Source organism: Paenibacillus sp. FSL R7-0302 (assembly GCF_038006885.1).
GTDB lineage: Bacteria > Bacillota > Bacilli > Paenibacillales > Paenibacillaceae > Paenibacillus_AQ.
Window position 1 is genome coordinate 1,406,071 of sequence record NZ_JBBOWB010000001.1, and the last position, 20,923, is coordinate 1,426,993.

18 protein-coding genes are annotated in these 20,923 nt (G+C 53.8%); 13 read left to right on the forward strand and 5 right to left on the reverse strand.

Going from position 1 to position 20,923, the window contains the following annotated elements; translation table 11 throughout:
- The first annotated feature begins 4 nt into the window (after window positions 1-4).
- Both MKY96_RS05990 and MKY96_RS05995 read left to right on the forward strand, forming a co-directional pair.
- The gene (locus MKY96_RS05990; RefSeq protein WP_340939165.1) at window positions 5-2,788 is read left to right on the forward strand and encodes an alpha-mannosidase; all 2,784 of its coding nucleotides are present in this window, start codon (window positions 5-7) and stop codon (window positions 2,786-2,788) included.
- Between the two features lie 239 nt (window positions 2,789-3,027).
- Complete coding sequence (locus MKY96_RS05995) at window positions 3,028-3,684, forward strand: class I SAM-dependent methyltransferase (protein ID WP_340939166.1); 657 nt, start codon at window positions 3,028-3,030, stop codon at window positions 3,682-3,684.
- Between the two features lie 49 nt (window positions 3,685-3,733).
- On the opposite strand, the gene MKY96_RS06000 is transcribed toward MKY96_RS05995, so the two are convergent.
- On the reverse strand, window positions 3,734-4,768 hold the full coding sequence (locus MKY96_RS06000; RefSeq protein WP_340939167.1) for an alpha/beta fold hydrolase: 1,035 nt from the start codon (window positions 4,766-4,768) through the stop codon (window positions 3,734-3,736).
- Window positions 4,769-4,965: 197 nt separating this feature from the next.
- Here MKY96_RS06000 and MKY96_RS06005 point away from each other — a divergent pair, with 197 nt between their 5' ends.
- The 10 genes from MKY96_RS06005 to MKY96_RS06050 all read left to right on the forward strand — a co-directional run bounded on the left by MKY96_RS06005 (window position 4,966) and on the right by MKY96_RS06050 (window position 16,696).
- The gene (locus tag MKY96_RS06005; RefSeq protein ID WP_340939168.1) at window positions 4,966-5,112 is read left to right on the forward strand and encodes a lmo0937 family membrane protein; all 147 of its coding nucleotides are present in this window, start codon (window positions 4,966-4,968) and stop codon (window positions 5,110-5,112) included.
- 178 nt (window positions 5,113-5,290) lie between these two features.
- Window positions 5,291-5,848, forward strand: a complete 558-nt coding sequence (locus MKY96_RS06010; RefSeq protein ID WP_340939169.1) for a 5' nucleotidase, NT5C type — start codon at window positions 5,291-5,293, stop codon at window positions 5,846-5,848.
- 182 nt (window positions 5,849-6,030) lie between these two features.
- Window positions 6,031-7,623 carry a sensor domain-containing diguanylate cyclase gene (locus MKY96_RS06015; RefSeq protein ID WP_340939170.1) on the forward strand — a complete coding sequence of 531 codons (1,593 nt, stop codon included), beginning with the start codon at window positions 6,031-6,033 and terminating at the stop codon, window positions 7,621-7,623.
- An 83-nt stretch (window positions 7,624-7,706) separates the two neighbouring features.
- The gene (dcuS, locus tag MKY96_RS06020; RefSeq protein ID WP_340939171.1) at window positions 7,707-9,305 is read left to right on the forward strand and encodes a DcuS/MalK family sensor histidine kinase; all 1,599 of its coding nucleotides are present in this window, start codon (window positions 7,707-7,709) and stop codon (window positions 9,303-9,305) included.
- A 49-nt stretch (window positions 9,306-9,354) separates the two neighbouring features.
- On the forward strand, window positions 9,355-10,062 hold the full coding sequence (locus MKY96_RS06025; protein WP_076084170.1) for a response regulator: 708 nt from the start codon (window positions 9,355-9,357) through the stop codon (window positions 10,060-10,062).
- 799 nt (window positions 10,063-10,861) lie between these two features.
- Window positions 10,862-12,217, forward strand: a complete 1,356-nt coding sequence (locus MKY96_RS06030) for a 2-hydroxycarboxylate transporter family protein (RefSeq protein ID WP_340939172.1) — start codon at window positions 10,862-10,864, stop codon at window positions 12,215-12,217.
- 269 nt (window positions 12,218-12,486) lie between these two features.
- Window positions 12,487-13,671: an NAD(P)-dependent malic enzyme gene (locus MKY96_RS06035; protein WP_340939174.1), complete on the forward strand. Its 1,185-nt coding sequence runs from the start codon at window positions 12,487-12,489 to the stop codon at window positions 13,669-13,671.
- Window positions 13,672-13,848: 177 nt separating this feature from the next.
- The gene (locus MKY96_RS06040; RefSeq protein WP_340939175.1) at window positions 13,849-14,913 is read left to right on the forward strand and encodes a suppressor of fused domain protein; all 1,065 of its coding nucleotides are present in this window, start codon (window positions 13,849-13,851) and stop codon (window positions 14,911-14,913) included.
- Window positions 14,914-15,119: 206 nt separating this feature from the next.
- Window positions 15,120-16,253 (forward strand): AI-2E family transporter, encoded by a 1,134-nt coding sequence (locus MKY96_RS06045; protein ID WP_340939176.1) that lies wholly within the window; start codon window positions 15,120-15,122, stop codon window positions 16,251-16,253.
- Between the two features lie 110 nt (window positions 16,254-16,363).
- A complete protein-coding gene (locus tag MKY96_RS06050; protein ID WP_340939177.1) occupies window positions 16,364-16,696 on the forward strand; it encodes a hypothetical protein in 333 nt (110 codons plus the stop codon).
- A gap of 2 nt (window positions 16,697-16,698) precedes the next feature.
- On the opposite strand, the gene MKY96_RS06055 is transcribed toward MKY96_RS06050, so the two are convergent.
- The 4 genes from MKY96_RS06055 to MKY96_RS06070 form a co-directional block, all read right to left on the reverse strand.
- Window positions 16,699-17,442: an amino acid ABC transporter ATP-binding protein gene (locus MKY96_RS06055; protein ID WP_340939178.1), complete on the reverse strand. Its 744-nt coding sequence runs from the start codon at window positions 17,440-17,442 to the stop codon at window positions 16,699-16,701.
- A 15-nt stretch (window positions 17,443-17,457) separates the two neighbouring features.
- Window positions 17,458-18,117, reverse strand: a complete 660-nt coding sequence (locus MKY96_RS06060; RefSeq protein WP_340939179.1) for an amino acid ABC transporter permease — start codon at window positions 18,115-18,117, stop codon at window positions 17,458-17,460.
- Between the two features lie 29 nt (window positions 18,118-18,146).
- On the reverse strand, window positions 18,147-18,887 hold the full coding sequence (locus MKY96_RS06065; RefSeq protein WP_445322075.1) for an amino acid ABC transporter substrate-binding protein: 741 nt from the start codon (window positions 18,885-18,887) through the stop codon (window positions 18,147-18,149).
- Window positions 18,888-19,242: 355 nt separating this feature from the next.
- Window positions 19,243-19,926, reverse strand: a complete 684-nt coding sequence (locus MKY96_RS06070) for a pectate lyase (protein ID WP_036731535.1) — start codon at window positions 19,924-19,926, stop codon at window positions 19,243-19,245.
- Between the two features lie 256 nt (window positions 19,927-20,182).
- On the opposite strand from MKY96_RS06070, the gene MKY96_RS06075 reads away from it, so the two are divergent.
- Complete coding sequence (locus MKY96_RS06075) at window positions 20,183-20,863, forward strand: GDSL-type esterase/lipase family protein (RefSeq protein WP_340939182.1); 681 nt, start codon at window positions 20,183-20,185, stop codon at window positions 20,861-20,863.
- Window positions 20,864-20,923 lie beyond the last annotated feature (60 nt).

Consider the following 20,923-nt stretch of genomic DNA (forward strand, 5'->3'; position numbering starts at 1 on the left):
CCCTATGACTAAGCACAAAAAGGCGCATATCATCTCGCACACCCACTGGGACCGCGAATGGTATATGCCTTATGAACATCACCATCTGTTATTGATTGAACTGATGGACAAGCTGCTGGATACGCTGGATCAAGACCCGGAGTACCGTTATTTCCACCTGGACGGACAGACGATTATCCGCGAGGATTATCTGCAGGTCCGTCCGGAGCAGAGAGAACGGCTGGACCGCTATATCCGTGAAGGACGCATTCATTTCGGTCCGTGGTACGTGCTCCAGGACGAGTTCCTGACCAGCGGGGAGGCGAATCTGCGCAACCTGCTGATCGGGCATATGGATGCCAAGCCCTTCGGAGTCATCTCCAAAACGGGCTATTTCCCCGATTCCTTCGGCAATATGGGCCAGGCGCCGCAGATTCTTCAGCAGGCCGGAATTACGAATGCCATCTTCGGACGCGGCGTGAAGCCGACAGGCTTCAATAATGAAGTCAGCGAGAACGATACCTACGAGTCTCCTTATTCCGAGATGATCTGGCGTTCGCCGGACGGCTCGGAGGTGCTGGGCGTGCTATTCGCCAACTGGTATTGCAACGGGATGGAGGTTCCGGCCGATCCGGTGGCCGCCAAGGCTTATTGGGACAAGAATCTCGCAGACGCCGGGAAGTTCGCTTCTACTCCGCATCTGCTGTTCATGAACGGGTGTGATCATCAGCCGATCCAGACGGATCTGTCCGAGGCCATCCGCACCGCCTCCAGCCTGTATCCCGACGTAGAGTTCGTGCATTCCAACTTCGACGAATATCTGAAGGCGCTGGAGAATAATCTTCCAGGCGATCTGGTGACAGTGGAGGGCGAGCTGCGCAGCCAGCATACGGATGGATGGGGGACACTGGTCAATACGGCATCCTCGCGGGTATATCTGAAGCAGTTGAACCAATCCGGCCAGACCCTACTGGAAAAGGTGGCTGAGCCATTGGCGGCATTCGCTGCGCTGGCCGGGGTACACGCCTATCCGCATGCGCTGCTGACGTATGCGTGGAAGACGCTGATGCAGAACCATCCGCATGACAGCATCTGCGGCTGCAGTGTGGACGAGGTACACCGCGAGATGGTGACCCGGTTCGCCAAGAGCAGCCAGATGGCTGAGGCGATTGCCGCGCAGAGCGCGTCTGCGCTTACTGAAGCCATTGATGTGGCAGGAGTAGCGGCCTGGGGACCGGAAGCCGTTCCGTTCACCGTATTCAATACAAGTGGCTGGGCGAGAAGCGGCAGTGTGACGGTGGAGCTGATTACGGCGAAAAAATATTTCCCTCAAGGCCCAACCCCGCAGGGGCTTGCACGGGAGCTGAAGCAGGAGCCGCTGGGCGAATGGCAGGTTATGGACGAAGAAGGCAAAGTCTATCCGGCCCAGATTGAGGATCTCGGGGTTCACTTCGGGTATGAGCTGCCCAAGGACCGCTTCCGCCAGCCTTATATGGCGCGTAAGGTGCGGATGAGCTTCCCGGCAGCGGAGGTGGCTGCGCTTGGGTACCGTACGTATGCTATGGTTCCCGCTGCCGCTGCCGCCGGTGCGGAAGCAGCCGTGCTGGATAGTGTACATGTCCAGGGCCACACCATGGAGAATGCCAAGCTGATTGTTGCGGTTGCTGATAATGGTACCGTGACCGTTACAGACAAGCAGTCAGGTGCGGTCTATGCCGGACTGAATGCCTACGAAAATACCGGTGACATCGGAAATGAGTATGTCTACCGTCATCCGGAAGGCAGTGAGGTGCTGACCACCGAAGGCTTGACGGCTGAGATTACAGTCAAGGAGCAGTCTCCGTCGCGTGTGGTGATGGAGACGGTGCTGCGCTGGGAAGTTCCGGCCAGCGCAGATGAGACCTTCCTCACCGAGAAGCAGGAGATGGTTCCGTTCACAGAGCGCAAGGCCGGGCGTTCGGAGCAGATGGTTCCGCTTGTACTGACAACCCATTACACGCTGGAAGCCGGAAGCGGAATGCTCCAGGTCAGAACCCGCTTCAATAACCAGACCAAGGATCAGCGGCTCAGAGCCTTGTTCCCTACAGGACTCGAAGCGGATCATCACTATGCGGACTCCGTCTTCGAGGTGGCCAGACGCAGTAACCAGCCTGCGGCGGAGTGGATCAATCCGAGCAACGCCCAGCATCAGCAGGTATTCGTCAGCGTAGCAGACGGAGTCCATGGACTTGCCGTGGCGAACAAAGGCCTGAATGAATACGAGGTTCTGCTGGACGGGAAGAACACGATTGCCGTGACCCTGCTGCGCTCCTCCTCTGAGCTGGGAGACTGGGGGGTGTTCGAGACACCGGAGGCCCAGTGCCTGGGCGAGCAGAGCGTAGAATATGCAATCATCCCTTACACTGGTGACGGCGCTGTATCCGGTGCGTATGCCCAGGCTTACCAATACCAGATTCCATGGACGGTCCTTCAGACCCAAGGCCCGGCTGCACGCGTACCGGCCGTCAATGGACGTCCGCATGCAGGCGGAATGGCTCTGCCGGTATCCGGCCAGTGGCTAAGCTGGAATGCCGAAGCTTCCCCGCTGGCCTTCTCCACCCTGAAGCTATCCGAGGAGACGGGCGATCTCGTGGCCCGCTGGTACAATCTGGGCGCAGAAGCGGCTGAGCTTAAAGTGACCCCTTCCTTCAAGGCCGGGGCGGTCTACGCGAGTGATGTGCTGGAGCGCCGGGTCTCGAAGCTGGCAGCAGCGGAGCAGACCGTGGACGGCTACAAGATCGTCACGCAGGTGTATGAGCTGGAGGACTAAGCAGCACCCTGTAGGCGAAGTGACTTGAAATGGAACTTAAGCGGTACAGACTAGATGCTCATTCAAAATTGAGCTTTGGTTTGTACCGTTTTTTCGTGCGCAATCCGGACTATCTGGTAGTTTTAGCGGATTTGGCGGACAACTGCGTATTCCAATCTTTCTACTTTCGAATACACTGGCTCATATCTAGAAGTTACGCAGGCGTGAGCCGAGATATGATTGCGTCAGGAGGTGTACACATGAATGTATGGAATAGCAGAAGTCCTGTTTTTGAAACGGATGAGCAGGGGACGCATTGGTATACCGCCTGGGAAGGACACCGCCGGTTCGCTTATGATCTGGTCCTTCATTTGCTGCCTGGCAAGATCGTAGAATTAGGGACCTATTACGGGGCATCCCACTTCGCCTTCTGTCAGGCGGTTAAGGATCATGGGCTTGCAACGGAGTGTTATGCAGTCGATACATGGGTAGGCGACAAGCATTCAGGGCTCTATGATGAATCTATTTATCAGTCGGTACAATCTTCGTCAAGCACCTATTACCCTGGAATCTCCCGCCTATTGCGCATGCCCTTCGATGAGGCATTGCATGTATTCCCGGATTCAAGCATCGACCTGCTGCATATTGACGGCCTTCACACCTATGAGGCGGTTAAGCATGATTATGAGTCCTGGCTGCCGAAGCTGGCGGATCAAGGTGTTATTCTGTTCCATGATATTGCGGCTATGCAAGACGACTTCGGCGTGCACCGTCTGTGGGAAGATCTTCAGAAGCAGTACTATGCATTACAATTCGAGCATAGCTATGGACTTGGCATTCTGATGCCCAAGGGCTGTTCCCCGGTAACCTTGTCTATGCATGCTAACTGGAATGTAATCAAGCCGATGTACCCATAATGAATGCAGCTTGAGATGTCATGCTGAATACAATTTGCTGCAATCAAGGTCACTTCCCTGCGGCAAGCATCCTGCGGATGGTCTGGACGACCAGCTCCGGCTGGTCATGAATGACCATATGCCCGCTCTTCTCGGCGACAATAAGCTCACTATTGGAAGAGAGCTTCAGCATATTACGCTGGCCCTCCTGCCAGATGGCTTCGAGCCTGCGGCCGCCTTCCCCGGAAATCCCGAAGGCGGCGTAGTCCTGAGGCTGGCCACGGGCGATCACCTTCACCGGGAGTGCGCCGAAGCCGAAGTGCTGTCCACGGATCGCGTCCTCGGTAGAGCTTGCCAGCGCTGCTTCCTGCTCCTTGGCAGCGAAATAGGCAGGCGTGGAAATAACGTTAATGAACTGTGCCCGGTCCTGTTCCGCGACCAGTCCACTGAGCAGCTGGTCCTGGAACAGCCGAAGCACACCGGAGCGCTTGAACAGTGCCAGCATGGAAGCGGAGGGGTTGCCGGTATAATGCTCGGCCTCCAGAATCGGCTTCGTCTCCCGGTCGTCATTCTCGGGCCGGGCATCAATCAGCACCAGCCCGGCTACTTCCTCCGGGTAAGTCTGGGTGAATAGACGGGCGTACATGCCGCCAAGCGAGTGTCCGACCATCAGATACGGCCCGGGAAGGCCGGCATTCTGAAGTGCCGTATGAAGTTCGCGGACAATGTTGGCACCGGTGCGTTCGGTATCCGCCTGTTCACTCCAGGCATATCCGGCCCGGTCATAAGTGACAACGGTGGCATGTTCAGCTAACTTCTCAGGAATATCTCTCCACGACAGGCTGGTTTCGCCGCTGCCTGCTTCCAGAATAATAGTCGGGGCTCCTGCTCCTAACTGGCGAATGTGGAGGTTATAGCCTCCGGCATCCACCAGTTGACCTGGTGCAGGATAGTTTTTGCGGGCAGAGCTGGAGGAAAGGGCTTCATATAGGAACCCAGATCCTATGAGAAATAGGACGGTAGATACAAGGATCAACAGGAATTTGAGCAGTCTGCTCCGCAGTTTCGGGGCAGGAGTCTTCGGGTGACTGGAAGAGTTAGTCATGATGGCTGGTACGTCTCCTTTTTACAATACAATTGTATTATTTAAAAACAGTATACCAGTACGCTCCGTAATTAAGCAATCTCTGGTGTCATGAAAGAACAGTCCCTCTGGCCGGAACTGCCGGACAACCGTTTGAATCCCGCTCCACAAGGGTAAAATAGAGACAAATAACCCGGAAAGAGAAAGGCGGTAAGCTTATGCTGTGGGGATTAATCGGATTGATTATTGTAGCTTGGCTGTTTGGTTTTATTTTTCATGTCATGGGCAATCTGATTCATCTTCTGCTCTTTGTCGCTGCGGTTCTGTTCGTGGTCAACCTGTTCAAGGGACGGTCACGGAGGTAGACGTTGACGGCTATCGTGATAGGCAATGATTCATTGAGTACACCAAGTACAAGCGCGCCTTACGCAGAGTAAGACGCGTGTTTTTGTGTTGAGTCATCGTCCCGCCGGTCTGGACACCTATCTGCAGGTTGCCTATAATAAATGAAAATGAATGAAAATCTAACCTGGAGGAGATTCAATGCGCAAACCGATCATCGCCGTCGATATGGATGATACGATCTGTCATCTCGTGAAGCGTGCGATATACCACAATAACATTGAGTTTCCTACACATCCGCTTCGCTATGAAGATATGATGGATTGGAACACGGACCATCTGCGCCATCCGGACAGCACCATGGATCTGTTCTTCGGCAGACCGGGCCTCTACGAGGAGCTGGAGCTGTTTGACGAATATGTGGTGGAAGAGATGGAGAAGCTGCACAACGCCTATGACGTTATTATTGTGACGGCCGCTGTCCCGAAGACGGTGCTGGAGAAATGGAACTGGCTGCAAAAGCATATGCCGTATATCCCGGCCGACAATTTCTTCACCTGCAAGCGGAAGCATCTGATCGGCTACGACCTGCTGATTGATGACGGCCCGCATAACCTGCTGCCTGCGGTACAGGCAGGGAAGAAGGTGCTCTGTATCCCGCATCCGTGGAACCTTAGGGCACGTGAGCAGTACTCTTTTCCGCTGATGACTTCCTGGAAGGGTGCATCGGCGCGGGTAGATGAGATTTTGCAGGCGTAGGGTGAAACTGATCTTAACCTGATTAATTGCTTGAAGATGAGCCTCGCTTGTGCGGGCTTATTCTGCTATGTATGGGAGACATTCGCCGTCTGTTCTGCCATAAATCCGCTGTCGAACATTATCAGTATTTGCGGTATGATGGGTGTAACTTTGCGTTTCTTGCTTCAAGGAGGATTGCAGTTTTGTATAAAGGGTTAAAGAGTAAGGTTAATCAAAGCAAAAAGCTGAGTCTCACCACGCTGCTCACAGGTCTGGTGACGCTGGTGGTTCTGCTAACTTCGAGTATTCTTCTGCTTGGTTCTTATGAGTCCAAAAAGCGCTCCTTAATGGAAACTACACTTCATCTGAATTACCTCAATGCAGACCGGATGTCCAAGACGATGGATTCCTTATTTCAGGCTATGCGCGGGACTCTGGAGTACAACGCCGCCCGGCTGTCTGACATAGAAGCTATGCCGCCTCAGGAAGTGAATGATTCCCTGGATCTGATGCGCAGCAGCAGCAATTTCTTCAATTCCATCACTATGGTTGATACCGGCGGACTCATCCGCCATGTCTCACCTGCCAGCATAGGGACTACAGGCAAGCATATTACCTCTGAGAATAGCAAGGAAGCATTAGCGCTCCGCAAGCCGTATATCTCTTCCCCTTACCTGACTGCCAATACCAAGCGGTTAATCGTATTTTTGAGCCAGCCCATCTTCGATGCTGCGGGTACCTATGCCGGAATTCTTAGCGGTACCATCTATCTTCAGGAGAATAACGTGCTGTCTGAGATTTTTGACAATGGGCAGGAGGATGATTCGGGGGCTTATTATTATATTGTGGATTCTGAAGGGCATCTGGTCTATCACCCGGATAGAGCGCGGATTGGCACGGATGTCAGCAGTAACGAGGTTGTGCAGCAGCTGATGAATAAGCAAAGCGGAGAACGGCCTGTCACGAACCTCCGCGGCATCGAGATGCTGGCGGGTTATTCGAGTGTTCCCGCCAATGGCTGGGGCATTGTGGTCGTCTCCCCGATTAGCCAGATTCATAAGGAGCTGATGGGGCATTTTCGTATCCTGATCGGGTATTCCTCCTTGCCGTTCATCGTCCTGCTGCTGGGGGTTATTCTGCTGGCCCGCAAGTTTGCACGTCCCTTCGTTTATCTGGCAGATGTCGTAAGTAAAATGGGCAAGGAGCAGATAGAGCTGCAGGAAGCGAGGCGGTATTGGAGCCGGGAGGCGTACTTACTGACAGACGGGGTGTCACTTGCCTTGGCCAATATCCAGCAGCAGACTGAGCAGTTGACCCATGAAGCTGCAACGGATGTGCTGACCGGTCTGATGAACCGCAGATCCCTGGAACATACGATTAACCAGCGGATAAGCTCCGGTGCTCCCTTCTCGCTGGTGATGCTGGATATAGATAAATTCAAGCTCGTCAATGACACTTACGGCCATAACCTGGGTGATGAGGTTCTGAAGCATGTTGTCCGGGTCATCGTAACCTCGCTTCGCCCGGATGATATCTGTTACCGCTACGGCGGGGAAGAATTTGTTATTCTGCTGGCCCGGACCACGCCTGCTGAAGCCTTCAGCGCTGCTGAGCGAATCCGTCTTGCGGTTGAGCGGAGCCAGGGGCCGATTGCGGCGAGGCTTACGGTTTCACAGGGAATTGCCCACTACCCTTCCCATGCCGCTGACCTTACGGAACTGCTTGTGAAGGCGGATCAGGCCTTGTATCTGGCGAAGAGCAGAGGGCGTAACCAGTCTGTGATTGCGGAGTCCTAGCCAAATTTACTTTGAATTGTGAATATCGCGCTTTGAATACTTTTGCGTTATAATCGAGAAAAATTTCCTGAAGGTGGAGTAATGTGAGAATTGGTACAAAAAGATTACGCCTTCAGACCGCCATCACCCTGATGACCTGCGGCATCGTCGTGCTGGTGCTGCTGATTGTGTATGTAATGTTCGGCATGAGATTCTCCGAAGAAGCCCGGGCTTCTCTGGAGAACAAGGCCATCACGATTGCCCGCACGGTCTCGCGTACACCGGGGGTGGTGGACGGGCTGCTTGCAGAGTCCGATTCCGGCAGCATTCAGCGTTATGCAACCGACATCAGCGCGATTAATGATGTCCAGTTCGTGGTGGTGATGGACATGCGGGGGATTCGCCGTTCCCACCCCGATCCCAAGCTGATCGGCAAGCACTTCATGGGCGGGGATGAGGCAGACGCACTGCACGGCAAGGAGACCATATCCGTGGCTGAAGGCTCGCTTGGTTATTCTGTGAGAGCGTTCTCACCGATCTACGCCGCTGACGGCAAGCAGGTTGGAGCAGTAGCTGTAGGCATATCGCTTGGCAGCGTCCGTTCCGCCGTACAGCAGAACCGCTGGATTATCTATTCAGGCATCCTGGTCGGCGGGCTGATGGGGATATTCGGTGCCATTCTGCTCGCCCGCAAAATCAAGCGGATGATGTTCGGCATGGAGCCTGGAGAAATCGCCAAATTGCTGGAGGAGCGCAGCGCCATGCTGCAATCGACCAAGGAGGGCATTCTGGCCGTCGATAAGGAATCGCGGATTACCCTGGTGAATGCCGAGGCCCGCAGGCTGATGAACAGCGTCGGCTTGAGCCAGGACCCGGTAGGTAAGCAGGCCGGGCAGTTTTGGCCGCTGCTGCGGATGGAGAAGGTGCTGGATACCGGTGAAGCCCTGCAGGATAAGGAAGTGGAGCAGAGCGGCATTACGCTGCTGGTGAATGTGGTTCCGGTCCGGGTGAACGGAATCATCGAAGGGGCTATTGCCACGTTCCGGGACAAGACCGAGATCAGTATTCTGATGGAGCGGCTCTCCGGCATCTCCCTGTACGCCGAGGCACTGCGTGCCCAGACCCATGAGTTCATGAACAAGCTGCATGTCATTATGGGGCTGAATACGATGCGGCGGTACGACCGGCTGGAAGAATATCTGACGGATATTGTACAGAGCATCCAGACAGAGGCGGATTCAGTAGTCCGGCTGGTCAAAGACCCGGTGATGGTCGGCTTCCTGCTCGGCAAGCTCAGCAGAATCAGGGAGGCCGATGTGCGGCTGGTTATCCGGGATGATGGGTTGCTGCCTGAAGCGGCGGATCACGAGGTGGCGCGGGAGCTGGTCACGATCGCGGGTAACCTTCTGGACAATGCGCTGGAGGCGCTCCAAGGCGCGGACAACAAGCAGATCGAGATGGGGTTCCGGCATAAGGACAACCTGCTTACCCTTAAGGTCAGTGATAACGGGACGGGCATATCGGCGGAGAATGGAGATCACCTGTTTGAGCAGGGCTATTCGACCAAAGGCGGAGACCGGGGCGTAGGGCTGTATCTGGTGCGGCGAAGTGTAGACAAGCTGGGCGGGACGATTACGTATGACAGCCTGGAAGGGGAAGGCACCGAATTCACGGTGCAGATTCCGTATAGAGCGAAGAATTAAATTAATCATGAAAAGGGTGGATAGCCCATGAAGAGTGGTGATAACGATTATGATAAAAGTACTTATCGTTGAAGATGATCCTATGGTATCGGAGATGAATAAGTTTTATGTGCAGCAGGTGGAGGGCTTCCGTGCCGATGGCTGGGCCAGTTCGGCGGAAGAAGTGCTGGGTATGCTGGAGAAGCAGGCCTATGACCTGATTCTGCTGGATATTTACATGAAGGAGAGCAACGGGCTGGAGCTGCTGTCCGAGATCCGGCGCAGGGGTGTGAAGATCGATGTCATCGTGATTTCGGCGGCGAGTGACAAGGAGAGCATTCAGGAAGCGCTGCAGAACGGGGCGGTGGACTACTTGATTAAGCCGTTTGAATTCTCCAGGCTCCGGGCCGCGCTTAATGGATACAGGGAGCAGAACAAGCTGTTCCGCAGCCAGGAGCGGCTGAACCAGTCGGAGCTGGACAGGCTGTCCCGGTTCAAGCAGGAACGGACGTCCTCGCAGGAGCTGGCCAAGGGCTTCACCCGTCAGACGCTCCAGACGATCTGGCGTGCCGTCGAGGCCTGCGGCAGCGAATTGTTCTCGGCTGAGGAGATCTCGGCGGTATCCGGCATCTCCCGGGTCTCCGCCGGCAAATATCTGATCGGGCTAACGGAGATGGGAGTGCTGGAGATGGACCTCGTCTACGGCAGCATCGGCAGGCCTGTGCAGAAATACCGGCTCGCTCCGAACGGTAAGGGATTGATTACTAAGTATATTTGAGTGCGTAAGAGTATAACTAACTATTTCTTGAGCTCCTGCCGTGCAACCTGCGGCGGAGCTTTTTGTATTGCGCAGAGAGCGGAAGCGGGCTGGGAGGTGAAATGAAAGGGATAAATCCCTTTGATTTGGTCGAAAGTGGGCTGGATGGGGAAACGAAAGGGAAAAATCCCTTTGAATCAGCCAAAAGTGGGGTGGGGAGCCGAAATGAGAGGGATAAATCCCTTTGAATCAGCCAAAAGTCGGCGTCCAGCGAAAATGAAGAGCACTAATGCACCTGACATCAGCCAAAAGTCGGCGTTCAGCGAAAATGAAGAGCACAAATGCGCCTGAATCAGCCAAAAGTCAGTGGTAAGCCAAAATGAAGAGCACTAATGCACCTGATGTAATCAGGCTACGTCTGCAACTCCCTGATACTAACTATGTTACCTGCCTCCCCCTGATACTACCTGTTTCCATCTGACCCTACCCGACTTCATCTACGTCCTCCCCAGCAACTATAGTCAGATTCGACCAAGTGGAGCACTCTACTAATATCATTTACCAACAATGCTCCTACCACTGCCCTCTACCAATGCTCTTTACTAATTCTCTACACTAATGCGCTGTACTAACCCACTCTACAATCCCACTCTACAATCCACTCTACTAATCCCCACTAATCCCAGCGTCCCCCAGCTCCCTCTCCTGATAGCGCTTACTTTAATAATTTACAAAACCCCTTTATTACTTTCATAAAAACAAAAGCGCTTACAAAGCAGCTATGATGAATTTGTAAAAGAGTTAAGGAGGTAAGGTTAACATGCAAAAAGCAATTCAACCCCCGATTTCGGTACCGGAACAGCAGCATGTACTGAAGCAAGGAGAACAGGGTTTCGTCCAGAAGCTTCTGCATTTAAAAGTAGGCGTTATTCCGCTCCCATTGTATGTGGTATTTGCACTCATCATCTTCGCCGCATCTGTGCTTGGTGAACTGCCAAACGACATGATCGGCGGCTTTGCAGTAATTATTGTACTGGGGGTGCTGCTCAGTGATCTGGGCTTCAAGCTTCCGATTCTCAAGAATATCGGCGGCCCGGCGATTCTCTCGTTAATGATTCCATCGTTCCTGGTATTCTGGAATGTGCTCGACCCTTCGGTTCTCGAATCCGTGAACACCCTAATGAAGACATCGAATTTCCTGTACCTGTATATCTCGATTCTGGTAGCCGGAAGTATTACAGGTATGAACCGTACCACACTAATCAACGGTTTCATCCGCATTTTCATTCCGATGATGGCTGGAACCCTCGCTGCAGTGGCTGCGGGCCTGGGCGTAGGGATGCTGCTCGGCTATAGCGCACACCGGACGCTGTTCTACATTATCGTGCCGATTATCGGCGGTGGCGTCGGTGAAGGGATTCTCCCGTTGTCCATCGCGTTCTCGCAGATTCTTGGCGGCGAATCAGGGTCGTATGTGGCGCAGATGATTCCGGCGGCGGTGATCGGCAACGTGTTTGCGATTATCGGCGCGGGCCTGCTTAAGCGGATGGCTGACAAAAATCCGTCCATCACCGGTAACGGTGTGCTCGTAAAGTCGAAGGACGGCCAGAAGCTGGCGGGCAGCACGTATGACAGCGCGAAGCCGGACTTCCTGCTGATGGGTGCGGGCCTGCTGTTCGCCTGCGGCTTGTTCATCACCGGACACCTGCTGTCGCCGTTTGTCGGCATTCCGGGTCCGATCCTGATGATCTTCGCAGCGGCATTACTCAAGATTTCCAAGCTGCTCCCGTCCAAAATCGAGCAGGGCGCTTATCAGCTCTACAAGCTGGTATCAGGTACGTTAACCTGGCCGCTGATGGTCGGCCTCGGGATGCTGTACATTCCGCTGAAGGATGTTGCAGCCCTGATCTCGCTTCCTTATATTATTGTTTGCGCTACCGTTATCGTGGCGATGACGATCACCGGCTATTTTACCGGCAAATGGGTCAATATGTATCCGGTTGAAGCGGCCATTGTTACCGGCTGCCGCGGCGGCCTTGGCGGAACGGGCGATGTAGCCATTCTGTCTGCGTCGGGACGCATGGAGCTGATGCCATTCGCACAGATCTCCACCCGTATCGGCGGAGCGATTACAGTAGTTGTGGCTACGCTGCTCATCTCCGTCTGGGGCGGCTGATCAGGGAACTCAATCCGCATACGATACGCCTGAATCACATGAAATCGCATCCAATCGTGTCTAAATCGTGGACAATTTTCAGGTGTCAGCTTTTATCTTGCCAATCCGATAATTATCGCGGAGAATGACTAAGGGAGTATATGAAATGCAGAGTTGACGGGCCTGCATACGGGTCTGGTACAGTTCCGGATGCAGGAAGATCCGCTATATATAGTAAGATTTTATAATGAATGCAACAAACGGTTAACCAGCTGAATGGAGGAGTTAATATGGAACTATTAGAAGAAATTATGCTGCTGCATAAAGGCGGTAAGCTCGAAACTACCCTGAAGCATCCGATTCTGTGCAAGGACGACCTGTCCAAAGTCTACACGCCGGGTGTGGCGAAGGTCTGTCAGGCGATTGCCGACGATCAGTCCCAGGCCTATGAGCTAACCACGAAGAAGAATACCGTAGCTGTCGTATCTGATGGCACGGCTGTACTGGGGCTGGGCGATATCGGGCCGAAGGCGGCCATGCCGGTCATGGAGGGCAAAGCGGCGCTGTTCAAGCAATTCGCAGACGTCGACGCCGTGCCGATCTGCCTGGACACCAAGGATACCGAAGAGATTATTGCGATTGTAAAAGCGCTTGCCCCGACGTTCGGCGGCATTAACCTGGAGGACATCTCCTCCCCGCGCTGCTTCGAGATTGAAGCCAGACTAAGAGCTGAGCTGGACATTCCGGTCTTCCATGATGATCAGCATGGTACGGCAATTGTCGTGACAGCCGGACTACTGAACGCGCTTAAGGTATGCGGCAAGGATATCAAGGACGTCAAAATCGTAGTCAACGGCATCGGCGCAGCCGGCATCTCTGTCTCCAAAATGCTGCTGCATGCCGGAGCAGTGAACCTGATCGGCGTGGACCGGGAGGGCGCGATTAACCGGCTGGCGGATTATGAGCGCAGTCACTGGAGCGATTACGCCCAGATTACGAACCCTTATCTTGAAATCGGAAGTCTATCCGATGTAATCAAAGGCGCGGATGTCTTCATCGGAGTCTCTGCACCGGACGTGCTGAAGCTGGAAGATGTGCTGAACATGGCCACAGATCCGATTGTGTTCGCCATGGCGAATCCGACCCCGGAGATTGATCCCGCGATTGCTGCGCCGCATGTAAGAGTTATGGCGACCGGCCGTTCCGACTATCCGAACCAGATTAACAATGTACTGTGCTTCCCGGGAATATTCAGAGGGGCGCTGGATTGTGAAGCCACAGATATTAATGAAGACATGAAGCTGGCGGCAGCGGAGGCGATCTCCTCAGTGATTGACCCATCCGAGCTGCACGAGAAATATATCATCCCGGATGCCTTCGATCCGCGTGTAGTAGAGAGAATCCGCATGGCTGTAGCCGAAGCGGCAGCTAAGAGCGGCGTAGCCCGTAAGGACCTGCTGGTCGGCATAAACTAATTATTGAAACGGCAAGCTCAACGAATGAGCTTGCCGTTTTTTTGTCGCGGCGGTAGGGTGAAGTTGAGCTCGACACTGCGTTGATTATGCCAGCGGAATTACGGGTAATGAACGGGAGATTCTAGGCCGGTTATGGAAGTACCGGCTATACATAATTCTGAGACCGGAGGGAACAAAATGAGTGAGCAAGAAGTGGAAGCTATCGGCTGGGATGCCATAGAGGAACAGATGACTAGGCTATACGGACAACAGGAGCCGAAGCATTATGCTGCAATGCTGCCGTATAGCCTGGGAGGCAATGACCCGCTGAACGGAATCAGCGCCTATGCAGCAGAGCAGCCATATCCGCATTGGCATTTCGTAACCTTCGGCTTCACCGAACTGTTCGAGAAGGAGTCTGAGGACCCTGAATACAGCGGCTACGGCTTCGAGCTGACCTTCCGCCTGGCGCGCAGTGCAGGCGAGCAGGAGCCTCCAGCCTGGGCGATCAATCTGCTGCAGAACATGGCCAGATATGTGTTCTCCAGCGGCAATATCTTTGCTTCCGGCCATCACCTGGATGCCAATGGTCCGATATGCCTGGGAGCAGATACTGGGCTGACGGCGCTGGCGTTCACCGATGACCCGGAGCTTCCGGCTGTGGATACGCCGAACGGCCGTGTGGAATTTCTGCAGATGGTAGGGATCACAGCGGACGAGCTGGAAGCGATGATGTCCTGGAATACCAACGCCTTTCTGGAGGCCGGCAGGGAGGTTCTCCCCCACTATATCACCGATCTTGCCCGGGGTTCACTGCTCGAACTTCCGGCCATCCAGGAAGCGGTGCGTCAGGGTATCGACCGTGACGGTTCCCAGACGGGCATTCTGTATGTGGATGAGCTGGGCTATGAGCCTGGCACAAGCCGTCTGATCGGCACAGCACCGGCCGTCCTGACTATAGGCGCACGGCAGGCACCGATTATAGCCAAGCTGCTGCGCGGCCGGCTGCTGAAGGGGAAGCCGCTGACGCTGACCAGCAAGAAGCGGCAGGTGATGCTGGAATTGAGACCTGTTAACGAGAGTAGGGTCAATGAGGAGTTTGTCAGTATCGGTCTGACAGAAGAGGCAGTCCTGGAGCTGGAGACGAAGCTCCAGCCCAAGGAAGGAGAGCTGCGGCTGTCTGCCGCCAAAGCGTTGAAGGTGCAGATCCGCAAGACTTACATCAAAGACCAGGAAGGCAATGTAGTCAAAACTATCGGCTAACCGCGCAGACAGCAGCTTTCTTTTCGGCAAATAGATACCCGTCTATCCCAGAGCCGTTTCATGAGGGAATTAAACATAGTCGTATTCCGGCCCGAAGACCAAATCTTTAGCTTATCTTTAGACTTGGTTTAGTCTGAATTAAGAAACCCCGGCTATATTTAAGTGAACAAGAAACGCTGCTCAAAATAACGGAACGGGAGTCAACTATGGCCAAATTGAATTTGTTCATCCGCATTTGTATTGCCGTGCTGCTGGTGCTGGGAATTATCTATGTCAGCTCACTGGTAGACTTTATTTTTACCCCTATTATCTCGCTCTTCAATGTTGTGATGGTGCCGTTAATGCTGGCCGTATTCTTCTATTATCTGCTTCGGCCCCTGATCGACTTCCTGTCCTCGCGCAAATTGAAGCGGACGCTGGCGATCCTGCTGGTCTATCTGGTCATTGCTGTTCTGCTGCTGGGCTTCACGGTAGGCGTATGGCCATCGCTGCAAAGTCAGCTGCTGAACCTGGGCAACAATATGCCGGGTGTGCTGAGAGCAGTGGGAGAACAGTTAAGTAAGCTGGAGAACACGGAGCTGCTGTCGGGTCTGATTCCCGAGAATATGAACCTGTCCAGCCAATTGATGGGCTATTTGAATACAGGCTTCTCGCTGGCAACGGGCTATGTGTCCGGGCTGTTCTCCTTTGTCTCTAATTTTGCGATTGTGCTCTTCACCTTTCCGATCCTGCTGTTCTACATGCTGAAGGAAGGCGGGAAGTTCGGCGATAAGCTCGTGAGCTTCTTCCCGAGACGCTATCACGAGGAGGGCGCGGGGGTGATTGCCGAGATTGACGGCGTGATGGGCAGCTTCATCGTCGGCAGAGTGCTGGTTAATCTGGCGCTGGGCGTCCTGATGTACATCGGTTTTCTGATTATTGGCCTGCCGTATGCGCTGCTGCTGACGCTGGTGGCGGTGCTGATGAACTTTATCCCGTTTATCGGAGCCATTCTGTCTACTGTGCCAATCTTCATCATCGGTCTGTTTGAGTCCCCGTCTACGGCGGTCTGGTCCATTGTGGTCGTGCTCGTTGCGCAGCAGATTCAGGATAACCTGGTGGCCCCCTATATCTTCGGCAAAAGTATGGATATCCACCCGCTGACTACCATCATTCTCGTCCTGGCCGGCGGAGATTTCGGCGGAATCATCGGTATCCTGGTCATTATTCCGGTCTATATGATGCTCAAAATCATCATCGTCAAGCTGTATCAGCTGTTCATCCGCAAGCGCTGGGACGAGGAGCCGGAGCCGGCAGCGCCGATGGGACCGGCGGAGCCGGAGCAGGTGCCGGAGGCATGAGGGATTGACAGGGCAGTGAACTGCCAGAAAAGGACCGGAACCGCCGTAGTGGCGTTCCGGTCCTTCGTTTGCAAAGATGAGATACAGTATGCTGGTGCTCGCGTGAAGACATGTGGTTCAGATGTAATCGAAAAACCGATCACATTGTGCTGGGCGAGGGCACGCGGAGCAAATGTAATCGAAAAACCGATCACAATGTGCTGGGCGAGGGCGCACGGACCAAATGTAATCGAAAAACCGATCACATTGTGCTGGGCGAGGGCGCACGGACCAAATGTAATCGAAAAACCGATTACATTGTGCTGGGCGAGGGTGCATGGACCGAATATAATCGAAAAACCGATTACATTGTGCTGGGCGAGGGCGCACGGACCAAATGTAATCGAAAAACCGATTACATTGTGCTCGCGCGAAGACACGTGGGCAGATGTATGCGGAAGTAAGCCTACTCCCGCATCAAAAACGCCCGTGTCCGCTCCAACTTCGGGCTGCCGAAGATCTCCTCCGGTGTGCCGGATTCGGCAATATCCCCGTGGTCCATGAAGAATACACGGTCGGCGACATCGCGGGCGAAGCTCATCTCATGGGTGACGATCATCATCGTCATATTCTCCTCGGCGAGCTGGCGGATGACGCGGAGCACCTCGCCGGTCAATTCAGGATCGAGCGCCGAGGTGGGCTCATCGAACAGAAGAATGTCCGGGCTGAGCATCATCGCTCTGGCGATGGCGACCCGCTGCTTCTGCCCGCCGGACAGTGTGGAGGGGTAGACGTCCGCTTTGTCGGAGAGGCCTACCTTCGAGAGCAGCTCCTGACTCTTCGCCGTAATCTGCTGCACACTCTCCCGCTTCAGCGTTCTGGGGGCAAGCTCCAGGTTGTCCCGCACACTGAGATGCGGAAACAGATTAAAATGCTGAAACACCATTCCCATACTTGAAGTGATGTCTCTAATCGCTGCCGTACTGGCGTAACGGCCATCCTCAACAAGCGCTTTCCCGCAGATCGAGATGCTGCCCCCGGTGACCTCCTCCAGATGCACGAGACTGCGCAGCATGGTGCTTTTGCCGGAGCCCGAGGGACCGATTACGGCAACGACTTCGCCGGGCTTCACGTCAAAGCTAATCTTGTTCAGCACACTGAGGCTGCCGAAGTCTTTCTTCAATTGACGTACTTCAATCATGCTACTCATAGCCAAACAGCCCTTCTACTCAAATTTGAAACGTCTCTCCAGCAGCTTAAAGAATAGTGTCAGCACCAGTGTCATCAGCAGATAAATAACGCCCGCTACGACAAAAGGAGTGACGGTAAAATCACGGTTCACCGCCGTCTTGGCGAAATTTAGCAGCTCAGGTACCGCCACGGCATACAGCAGAGCGGTATCCTTGACCAGCGTAATAGACTCATTGGCAACCGCAGGAAGCGCCACCCGGAACATCTGGGCCAGAATGACCTTGCGCAGCGTCTGCCATCGGCTTAAGCCGAGCACCTTGGCTGCTTCATGCTGGCCTTTATCGATCGAGAGCAGCCCGCCCCGGAAGATCTCGGCGAAATAAGCGCCGTAATTGAGAATAAAGCCCAGGCTGGCCGCCACGAAGCGGTCCATAACCAGATATTGCCCGATTACGGGAATCTGCGGCAAACCGAAGCAGAAGAAGAACAATTGCAGCAAGAGCGGCGTTCCGCGCATGACGTAAATATAAGCGTGTGCGATCCAGGACAGCGGCTTTAGCGTGCTTTTGGCCATCAGAGTGACCACCATCCCGAGCGGAATGGACAGCACGATCACGATCAGGAACAGCAGCACCGTGGTCCGGGCGCCTTCCAGCATCGGTCCGGAAATTCTAATAATATAATCGATATCCATGTCTTCAACCGGCTCCTAAACGATAGCTTCTAGTTCAATACCTTGTTCTCTCCGAACCACTTGGTTGAGATCTCAGCGGCGGTTCCGTCACTGTTCAGCTCGTCCAGCGCCTTCTGCAGCTCTTTCAGCAGCTCATCATTGCCCTTCTTGATTCCAATACCATATTGCTCAGGAGCCAGTGATTCTTCCATCAGCTTATACGTATCCGGCTCCTTGGCTATGTAGTATCTGGCGACAACCTCATCAATGACGACCCCGTCCAGGCGGCCCGATTTCAGGTCAGTCAGCGCCAGCACATTGTCGGGGTATTCGGTCACGTCCTTAAGCTCGGCTTTGATCGGACTGGCATCCAGGGCATCTGCGGCAGAGGAGAGGCTTTGCAGTCCGACCTCTGTGCCGGCCAGATCCTTAAGCGCTGCCAGCGATGAACCCGCCAGCACAACTACCACCTGGCTATTCTCCAGATAAGGCTTGGTGAACAGCACCTTCTCCTTGCGCTCGTCCGTGATGGTGTATCCGTTCCAGATCATATCGATGCGCCCGCTGTTCAGCTCGGATTCCTTGGCGGACCAGTCAATCGGCTGGAAGGTCACCTCTTTGCCCATCTTCTTGGCAGCTGCCTTCGCATAGTCAATATCAAAGCCGACAAGCTCATTGTTGTCATCCCGGAAGCCCATCGGGGCGAACTTGTCATCTATGCCGATCACCAGCTTGCCGTCCTTGCCGCCTGAACCGGAGCCTGAGCAGCCTGTAATTAGTACAATAGCCATGATGGTTAATAGAACCCATATTCCCTGTCTCTTCATCTCTCTAATCCCCCTAGTAGATTGCCTGCCGCATCGGTTGCTTTAGTTCGTTAATACGTTATCAGTGTATCATAATAACATATCATGTGAGTTCATGTCGATAGAGTTGAGAGGGGCAGATGTGTCCAAAATAAATCCAATTCTCCATCCCGGATATTATCGTGTTCATGTGTGCTTGGCCGTCCGTCTGAACTGAAACCGCCTCCATCCCGGCGGAGCCGGAAATGGAGGCGGTTACTGTTAAAGGTGGTCTGCTGCAGGAATCAGCCGGGTGTATTCACACTAGCTTCCCTGACCTTATTGTACACCTTATTGTACCTTAATATTGCGTGTTGCCCGATTGGCTGGTCTTGCCCGAGGCAAAACCCTTGAACAGGGTTGGCACATTCCGGTAGCGGGTATTGGTGATCCGGGCGGCGCTGCTGCTGCTGTCTGTGCGGAAGATGGAATCCTTGACGTTCGAAATGTCCGAGTTGTCCAGTGTGAAGTTCACCGTGTAGGAGGTGCCGCCGTTCTGGCGGGCCAGCTTGCCGATATCGTCGGCTCTGAAGTTCTTAATGTTGATGGTGCCCGCAGCGTTCGCCTGAAACACTTTATCGTAGGCTTTGTACGCACCTCCGCCTGTAATATTGACGGTGCCGGAGGCCTTCAGGGTCAGGGCATCCTCGCCGACATCCTGCCAGGTCACATTGGAGATGGTAGCGTTGCCGTAACAGTGCACCCCGTCTGCGCCGGGAGCGCCGATAATTACATTTTTGAGTGTAGCATTCTTTTCCAGCCGGAAGATGGGCTTCTGGTTCTCTGCCTGGCTGCCGTCTCCCAACGTACTCGGATTGGCAACGAACGTCTGGCCATTGCCGTTATACGTCTCCCCGGCCTTCACTACAATCGTCGAATTCACCACAATTGGTGATGCGGCTGATACCTCGGGGGGACTGGCAACATAGAACGAAGACAACAGTGCAACCGACAGGAGCAAGCCAACTACCTTTTTCAAAAACATTCCGCCCTTCAACTGTAGAATTGAGGTCCGGCGTACCGGCACCTTGCGGGCAAACCAGCCAGATGTGCACCTCTGACCGCACCCGATATCTAACATATAACGGAACACGTGTGCATAGAACATAAACCTTACATGAAGATCAATTTCCATATTTCTGACACAATTTGGAGCGAGTTGCAGGTTTAGTTATGGAGTAGAACAATAGTAGAGTAGCAGAGTACAATAGAGTAGAGCAGCAGAAACGGAGGAGATTAGCTTGACTGAGGAAGAGCTTGACGCAATGTGGGAGAAGCAAATGCAAGAGGAGAAAGAAGAAAAGGTGAAGAAGTACAGCATCCTGAACACCTTGGCGCTAAAAGGGCAGACTGTACTGGCGGGCTCTTCGCTGATGGAGTTTTTTCCGGTGAATGAATTGCAGCAGACGCTGGATAAGCAGACGGTTATCTATAACCGCGGGATTGCGGGCTATGTGACCCGGGAATTGCTCGAAGCGCTGGAGGTCTGTGTGCTGGAGCTTGCGCCTTCGAAGCTGTTCATTAATATCGGCACCAACGACATCAGCTCAGCGGACGGGGAGTATGAGCTGGAGAAGCTGCTTGCGAATTACAATGAGATTCTGACCCGGATCGGGGCCAGGCTGCCGGAGTGCAAGGTGTATGTCATGGCGTATTATCCGGTGAATGCCAAGGCCGACTTCCCCGGAATGGATGAGGAGATGCGTGAGAACTACTTCAGAACGAGAACCAATGCGGCGCTGCTGGAAGCGAACCGGGCTGTGGAGGAACTGGCGATGAAGCACGGTTATGAGTTCATTAATGTCAATGAGGGGCTGATGGATGCTGAAGGGAATTTGAAAGAAGCATACACGATGGACGGTGTCCACATGTATGCTAACGGGTACGCGGTGGTGCTCAACAATCTTAAAGGGTATTTGTAAGAGGCAGTCATAGGGGCGTGAAAATAACACTGTCAGGTCTAAGCGCCATGCCTATTTTAA

What these genes read in the sequence shown, in the direction of transcription:
- MKY96_RS05990 (WP_340939165.1), top strand. Translation starts at nt 5, where the DNA reads ATGACTAAGCACAAAAAGGCGCATATCATCTCGCACACCCACTGGGAC.
- MKY96_RS05995 (WP_340939166.1), top strand. Translation starts at nt 3,028, where the DNA reads ATGAATGTATGGAATAGCAGAAGTCCTGTTTTTGAAACGGATGAGCAG.
- MKY96_RS06000 (WP_340939167.1), bottom strand. Translation starts at nt 4,768, where the DNA reads ATGACTAACTCTTCCAGTCACCCGAAGACTCCTGCCCCGAAACTGCGG.
- MKY96_RS06005 (WP_340939168.1), top strand. Translation starts at nt 4,966, where the DNA reads ATGCTGTGGGGATTAATCGGATTGATTATTGTAGCTTGGCTGTTTGGT.
- MKY96_RS06010 (WP_340939169.1), top strand. Translation starts at nt 5,291, where the DNA reads ATGCGCAAACCGATCATCGCCGTCGATATGGATGATACGATCTGTCAT.
- MKY96_RS06025 (WP_076084170.1), top strand. Translation starts at nt 9,355, where the DNA reads ATGATAAAAGTACTTATCGTTGAAGATGATCCTATGGTATCGGAGATG.
- MKY96_RS06030 (WP_340939172.1), top strand. Translation starts at nt 10,862, where the DNA reads ATGCAAAAAGCAATTCAACCCCCGATTTCGGTACCGGAACAGCAGCAT.
- MKY96_RS06035 (WP_340939174.1), top strand. Translation starts at nt 12,487, where the DNA reads ATGGAACTATTAGAAGAAATTATGCTGCTGCATAAAGGCGGTAAGCTC.
- MKY96_RS06040 (WP_340939175.1), top strand. Translation starts at nt 13,849, where the DNA reads ATGAGTGAGCAAGAAGTGGAAGCTATCGGCTGGGATGCCATAGAGGAA.
- MKY96_RS06045 (WP_340939176.1), top strand. Translation starts at nt 15,120, where the DNA reads ATGGCCAAATTGAATTTGTTCATCCGCATTTGTATTGCCGTGCTGCTG.
- MKY96_RS06050 (WP_340939177.1), top strand. Translation starts at nt 16,364, where the DNA reads ATGTGGTTCAGATGTAATCGAAAAACCGATCACATTGTGCTGGGCGAG.
- MKY96_RS06055 (WP_340939178.1), bottom strand. Translation starts at nt 17,442, where the DNA reads ATGAGTAGCATGATTGAAGTACGTCAATTGAAGAAAGACTTCGGCAGC.
- MKY96_RS06060 (WP_340939179.1), bottom strand. Translation starts at nt 18,117, where the DNA reads ATGGATATCGATTATATTATTAGAATTTCCGGACCGATGCTGGAAGGC.
- MKY96_RS06065 (WP_445322075.1), bottom strand. Translation starts at nt 18,887, where the DNA reads ATGGCTATTGTACTAATTACAGGCTGCTCAGGCTCCGGTTCAGGCGGC.
- MKY96_RS06070 (WP_036731535.1), bottom strand. Translation starts at nt 19,926, where the DNA reads ATGTTTTTGAAAAAGGTAGTTGGCTTGCTCCTGTCGGTTGCACTGTTG.